This window comes from Humitalea rosea (assembly GCF_003253705.1).
GTDB lineage: Bacteria > Pseudomonadota > Alphaproteobacteria > Acetobacterales > Acetobacteraceae > Humitalea > Humitalea rosea.
On record NZ_QKYU01000055.1, the window covers coordinates 1 to 6,318 of the forward strand.

4 protein-coding genes are annotated in these 6,318 nt (G+C 68.8%); 2 read left to right on the forward strand and 2 right to left on the reverse strand.

The genetic code is table 11. The features are described from left to right. Positions 1–86: 86 nt before the first annotated feature. Both C8P66_RS23185 and C8P66_RS23190 read right to left on the reverse strand, forming a co-directional pair. A complete protein-coding gene (locus C8P66_RS23185) occupies positions 87–1,436 on the reverse strand; it encodes a recombinase family protein (RefSeq protein ID WP_111400653.1) in 1,350 nt (449 codons plus the stop codon). Next, positions 1,433–1,939 carry a DUF2924 domain-containing protein gene (locus C8P66_RS23190; RefSeq protein ID WP_111400654.1) on the reverse strand — a complete coding sequence of 169 codons (507 nt, stop codon included), beginning with the start codon at positions 1,937–1,939 and terminating at the stop codon, positions 1,433–1,435. Before C8P66_RS23190 ends, C8P66_RS23185 begins: the two co-directional genes overlap by 4 nt. Positions 1,940–2,818: 879 nt before the next feature. On the opposite strand from C8P66_RS23190, the gene C8P66_RS23195 reads away from it, so the two are divergent. Continuing rightward, positions 2,819–3,988, forward strand: coding sequence for a toprim domain-containing protein (locus tag C8P66_RS23195; RefSeq protein ID WP_111400655.1), 1,170 nt, complete (start codon positions 2,819–2,821; stop codon positions 3,986–3,988). Then, entirely contained in the window at positions 3,979–6,207 is a 2,229-nt protein-coding gene (locus C8P66_RS23200) for a hypothetical protein (protein WP_146423049.1), read from the forward strand. Before C8P66_RS23195 ends, C8P66_RS23200 begins: the two co-directional genes overlap by 10 nt. The last annotated feature ends 111 nt before the right edge of the window (positions 6,208–6,318 follow it).

Genomic DNA, 6,318 nt, shown 5'->3' on the forward strand with positions numbered 1-6,318 from the left:
GCCAGACGACGCGTCAACGTCCTGTGGACCATGCTCCACTCGCGACAAAACTTCGATCCCACCCGAAAAGCCGCTTGACTGGCGCATTACGCAGCAGCCCTTTCCGGTTCGGCCGGCGACGCTAGGTCCCGCGCGAGGCTCGCCAGCCCCTCCAGCTTCAGCCGCACGTCGGCGCCGGTCACCCCGATGTCCACACGATCGACCAGGAGGTGGATGATGCGCGCCTGCTCCGCGGGGAATAGCTCCTCCCACATCGGATCCAGCCGCTCCAGCGCCAGCCGGGCCTCGTCCTCGGTGATGTCTGGCGCCGAGACCCGCGCCGCGCGCCAGGCGCCCAACACCACCTCCGGCTGGCGCAGCAGCCCCCGGACCTGGGCGATGACAGCGCCTTCGATCTCGGCGGCGGAGACGCGCGCGATGGCAGGACCGTCCGCGGCGCTGCCCTTCAGCACCGACTGACTGACGTAGTAGCGGTACTGCTGGCCACGGCGCCCCCGCGCGTGGGTGGGCGACATGGCGCGCCCGTCGCTGCCAAAGATCAGCCCGCGCAGCAGCGAGGGTGTCTGGCAGCGCGTGCGGTTGGCACGGGTCCGCGGGCTGATCGTCAGCAGGGCGTGCGCCGCGTCCCACATCGCCTGGGGCACGATGGCGGCATGCTCGCCCGGGTGCGACTCGCCCTTGTGCATCGCCTCGCCGAGATAGGTGCGGTTGCTCAGCACCCGATACACGTCGCTCTTGGTGAAGGCGCGGCCCCGCTTCGTGGTGGCGCCCTCGGCGCGCAATGCCTGCACCAGCTTCGTGCCGGATTCCGTCTCGACGAACCCCTCGAAGATGCGTCGCACCAGCGCCGCCTCGGTGTCGTTCACCACCAGCTTGCGTTCCCGCGCGTCATAGCCGAGCGGCACAAAGCCGCCCATCCAGATCCCCCGCGCGCGTGACGCGGCCACCTTGTCGCGAATGCGCTCGCCGATGACTTCCCGCTCGAACTGGGCGAAGCTGAGCAGGATATTCAGCGTGAGGCGACCCATGCTGGTGGTCGTGTTGAACGACTGCGTCACCGAGACGAAGGTCACGCTGTTGGCGTCGAACACCTCCACCAACTTGGCGAAGTCCATCAGCGCGCGCGATAGGCGGTCGATCTTGTAGACCACCACCACGTCGATGAGGCCGCGCTCGATATCGGCCAGCATGCGGCGTAGCGAAGGCCGCTCCAGCGTGCCGCCGGACACACCGCCGTCGTCGTAGCGGTCCGGCACCAGCACCCACCCCTCCGACCGCTGGCTGGTGATATAGGCCTCACACGCCTCGCGCTGCGCGTCCAGGGAGTTGAACTCCATGTCGAGCCCTTCCTCGCTCGACTTGCGCGTGTACACGGCGGCGCGGATCTTTCTCACCGTGGCCGGCATCGCTGCGTCGGCGGCTGGCTTCCGCTTCATGCCGACCCCCTCCGGTTCTTCAACCCAAAGAACAGCCAGCCATTCCAGCGCGTGCCGGTGATGGCGCGGGCGATGGACGAGAGCGACTGGTAGGGGCGGCCCTGATACTCGAACCCGTCGTGCAGCACGGTGACGCTGTGCTCCACGCCCTGGTACTCGCGGATCAGCCGCGTGCCGGTGATCGGCTTGTCGTCGCCGCGGATGCGCCGCAGGACGGGATTACCGCCGTCGAGCTGCTCGCCCAGGGCCTCGAGGCGCTGGATCGTCTCGGGCTTCAGGCCGCCATAGGCCAGTTCCTGGATTCGGTAGGCCAGGCGGCTCTCCAGGAAGCGCCGATTGTAGGGGGGCGGTTCGGCCGCAAAGAGCTCCCGCCACTGCTGCTTCAGGTCCAGCGTGGCGGTCGTTTTCAGGGCCGCCAGCCGACCGAGCACGTCGGCCGGCGGGATGGCGGGGATGGTCGGCGCCGGCGGGGTGCCGGGTTTGGATTTGGTGGCGCGTGTCATGCGGGTCTCCGGTTGGTCCGGTTCGCATCCAGGCGCTGGGGTGCCGGGAAGTGTAGCGAGCTCTCTCCCAGGTCCGCCTCCTCGCGCGCAGCTTCCTCGGCAGCGCGGCTGCGCAGCCGCATCCATCTCCACATGCTGTGTGATTCGGTGACCATCGGCGCCACCATGATGACGGCGATGGGCCTTGGGGAGCGGGCGTATTGTAACGCGCGCGGTGCTGCGCAAACGAAGAAAGCGCTGCGCAGAGCAGCATCACGGGCGCGTCTGAGCCCGTCGCGGTGCTGGTGGTGGTCGCACGGTTATGGGGGTGATTGGCATGCGAAGCCCTCCACCCATCCACTACCCAGCACGACGCAGATCCGTATCAGCCGCTTTGTGGCAAGCGTGCGGCTCTCCCCGTGGAATGCTGCCAGCTTCCGCGCTGCACCTGCTTCCCGCATGCGGGAACCAGGCCACCCGCGTGCCTCAACCCAAGCTTGGGGGTTTCAACGCGCGGTTTGCAGTATCGACCGCCTACCAAACGCAACTGCAACTGCTCTCCGTCAGTCACCATGTTCGGACTAAGGCTCTGTGATTTACGCAACGCGCTTCTGCGTAGGAGAGCGTATTCATTCTCAGGCGGTCTATGCTTAGAAGGACTGGACCGGAAATCAATCTCGTGGTTCCATGGGCATGGGTAAATCTACGGACGCCAGCCACCGCGGCACCTCCCCGCACCACGATCTGCCGGCCCGCTGAGACGTTTTCGCGGGTCCCTGGGTAATCAGTCAGCAGGGGGCCTCGCGCTCCCCACCGATCGCAACCCGCCACGCCGGCGCACCTCGAATTCCCATCAGTGGGAAGTCGATCCGCCGTCCGTGGCCAGCACGAGGAGACCGCATGGGCCACGACCTCGACGAACTGCGCAACGCGCTGATCGCCAGCTGGCCCTCGCTGCTGGAGGAACTGCTCGGCAAGCCATCCCGCCGCACCGCACGCCAATGGCGCTGGAACCGCCGTGGCAGCCTCTCTGCGGTGATGAGCGGTGCCAAGGCCGGCACATGGTTCGATCATGCCGCGGGCAGCGGTGGTGGCCCTTTCGAGCTTATCGCGCGCGAGCGCGGCGGCGACTGGCGCGATGCCGCCGATTGGGCACGAGCCTGGCTCGGCTTGCCGGCCTGGGCGCCTGCCGAACGGACGAACGCACCGGTTGTGGAAATCGTGCTGGCGCCTCCCGCGAGTGATTTGGATCCTGCTGAGCAGCACCGCATCGCGCGCCGTGCCGCGCAGGCACAATGGGAGCATGCAGGACCGGCCGATCCGGACCAGGCCTATCTCCGCCGCAAAGGCGTGCAGCCCTTCGGCATCCGGATGGACATGGGCGCCACGCTGATCATCCCGCTGATCGATCTGGACGGAACCATCCAGAGCATCCAGCGCATCTATGAGGATGGCACCAAGCGCTATCTGTCCGGCGGCGCCAAGGCGGATCACTTCGCACTGATCGGCGGGCCGCTGGAGAGCGCACCCGCCATCCTGCTCTGTGAAGGCTGGGCCACCGGCGCCACCGCCCACGCGGCCACCGACCTGCCGGTGGTCGCCGCGATGGATGCGGGCAACCTGGTGCGCGTCGCGCCACTGGTCCAGGCGCGTTTCCCGGAAGCCACCCTGGTGATCCTGGCCGATAACGACCTCAAGCCCGGCCGCGACACCAATCCGGGCGTGGCAGCCGCCACGGCCGCGGCCCGTGCCACCCAATCCCTGCTCGCCATCCCCTCCATTCCCGGCGACTTCAACGACCTCGCCGCGGCTTGCGGGATCGACGCGGTGCGCGACGCGATCTGGGCCGCCGCCCCGCTCGCCCCGCTCACGCCGACCTATCCGCTGGCCATCCTTGACCTCACCAGCATCCGCGCCACGCTGGATGATCAGGTCGCCGAGTTCATGGCCGATGTCGCGGCGCATTGGACGGCCGACCCGCTCGACGCCGATTGGGAGCCAGCCGCACCGCCCTGGGCAAGCGCATCGCCCGACGGCGCCGTCGAACAGCGGGAGTCGGCATGCTCCTAGACTTCAACGCCGAGCCTCGCCCGCCGCGTCTCGCCCTGCCGGTCGGCGTGGGGATTGGCAAGACCAGGGCGATGCAGCGCAGTGTGGCCGGCCTGCTGCGCAGCGAGGCCCTGCGCGGCCGCAAGATCGTCATCGGCGTGCCGCGCCATGATCTGGCCGAGGAGCAGCGAGACGCCTTCCACGCCCTCGACGTGGACGCGATGGTCTGGAAGGGCCGCACCGCGCCCGACCCGACGCCGGACAATCCCGAGCGCCTGATGTGCCTCGACCCCTCGGCGCCCTTCGACGCCATGGAAGTCGAGCGGATCGTCGAGACCACCAGCTGCAAGGTCACGCGGCGCGGCATCACGCATATCTGCCCGCTCTACAACTCCTGCGGCTACCAGGCGCAAAAGCCCCGGCTGGAGGCGGCGCAAATCGTTCTGACGGCGCATGACACGCTGTTTCACCAGGCGCCCAATGAACTCGGCGCTGTCGGCCTGCTGGTGCTGGATGAGGGGTTTTGGGGCGCCGGGCTGCGCGGCACCGACGGCAAGGCCCTGCTGACGCTGGATGGGCTGCGGCCGCATCTCGGCACGGTGCAGTGCTGGACGCCGCGCAACCAGGAGGATTGGGAGGCCACCGCCGATCTCGCCGCGCAGCGCGAGCGGCTGTGGAAGGTCCTCGCCAGTGCCACCAACGGCCCGCTCTCCGTCGTCGCACTGCGTGCCGCCGGGCTGACACCGGAGCGCTGCCGCCAGGCCGCCGGCCTCGAACATCGCCGCATGCGCAATCCCGGCATCACCCCCGGCATGGATCCGGGCGAGCGCCGGCGCCGCATCGCCAGCGTGCTTCCGAAAGAGGGCGAGCCCTGGGCGCCGCCCAACCGGGCTGCGGCCATGTGGCTGCTGATCGCCGAGGCGCTGGAGAATGACCACGATGTCGCCGGCGCGGTGCTGGTCGACACCATGTCGGAAAATGGCACGGTCCGCTGCCTGCGGCTCGCCTGGCGTGCCGATCTCCGAGATGGCTGGGGCGCCCAGGGGCCGATCCTGCATCTCGACGCCACGCTGCGGCCCGAACTCGTCACCCCGTTCATTCCCGAAGTCACCATCGCCGAGCCGCTGATGGCGAGGGAGCCGCATGTGCGTGTGCGCCAGATCCTCCGCGCGCCGGTGAGCGCCAAGGCCCTGACGCCGGGCGAGGATGCCAAGCCCCGCGATCGCAGCGCCGCCGAAAACCATCGGCGCCAGGTCTCGGCGCTGATTGCCCTGCGGGCGGCCAGCCTGCGCGGACGCAGCGCGTCATCGCCCGACCTGCTGATCATTGCCCAGAAGGCCGCGGTGGATGCGCTGCGGGCGGCGGGACTGCCGCGCAACGTCCAGGCGGTGCATTTCAACGCGCTCAGCGGCATCGATCGCTGGCACAGCGTCGCCGGGTTGATGGTGCTGGGCCGCACCCTGCCCGCGCCGGTGACGGTGGAGGCGCTGGCCGCCGCCGTCACGAACTGCCCCCCGCTCTCCAGCCGCGGCGACGTGGCCTGGTGGTACGAACAGGAGGAGCGGCGCATCGCGCTGGCCGATGGCGGCGTGCACGCGCTGCCGGGCGAGACGCATGCCGATCCGACCGTCGAGGCCATCCGCTGGACGATCTGCGAGGGCGAACTGATCCAGGCGATCGGGCGCGGCCGGGGCGTGAACCGCACGGCGGCGACGCCGCTGGAGGTCGATCTGTTCACCGACGTCGTCCTGCCGGTCGCGGTGCATGAGGTGCTGGACTGGGATGATGTGTGCCCAAGGCGGCAGGAGATGATGGCGGCATCTGGCGTGGTGCTGGAGAACGCCGCCGACATGGCGCGGGCGTTTCCCGACCTATGGCAGAGCCATGATGCCGCCCGCCAGCAGAAGGCGAGGAGTGTGACGTTCTGCTATTATAGGGATCTCTCTAATAGCAGAACGTCACACTCCTCCTCGGTTGTCGCCTACCGCCCGGCCGGGCCGGGGCAGAAGGACCGGACGGCCCGGTTCGACCTCGTCCTGATCCCCGATCCACGCGCCTGGCTGGAAGCGAAGCTCGGGCCGCTCGCCCATTTCGAGATGATCGGCGGCGAGGCTCCGCAGCCCGCGACACCCCCCATTGCCGACGCCCGTGGAGGCGCTGCGCGACCAGGTCGCTCCCGAGGCAGGCATCATCCTCGCCCACCACACGAAAAAGCTCAGCAAGCAGCAGGTGAAGGATGATCCCTTCCTGGCGCTGTCCGGCGCCAGCGCGCTGCGCAGCTTCTACACCTCCGGGATGATCCTGTTCCGGCCGGATGAGGAGCAGACCGAACGCGAGTTGCATGTCGAGCT

What these genes read in the sequence shown, in the direction of transcription:
- C8P66_RS23185 (WP_111400653.1), bottom strand. Translation starts at nt 1,436, where the DNA reads ATGAAGCGGAAGCCAGCCGCCGACGCAGCGATGCCGGCCACGGTGAGA.
- C8P66_RS23190 (WP_111400654.1), bottom strand. Translation starts at nt 1,939, where the DNA reads ATGACACGCGCCACCAAATCCAAACCCGGCACCCCGCCGGCGCCGACC.
- C8P66_RS23195 (WP_111400655.1), top strand. Translation starts at nt 2,819, where the DNA reads ATGGGCCACGACCTCGACGAACTGCGCAACGCGCTGATCGCCAGCTGG.
- C8P66_RS23200 (WP_146423049.1), top strand. Translation starts at nt 3,979, where the DNA reads ATGCTCCTAGACTTCAACGCCGAGCCTCGCCCGCCGCGTCTCGCCCTG.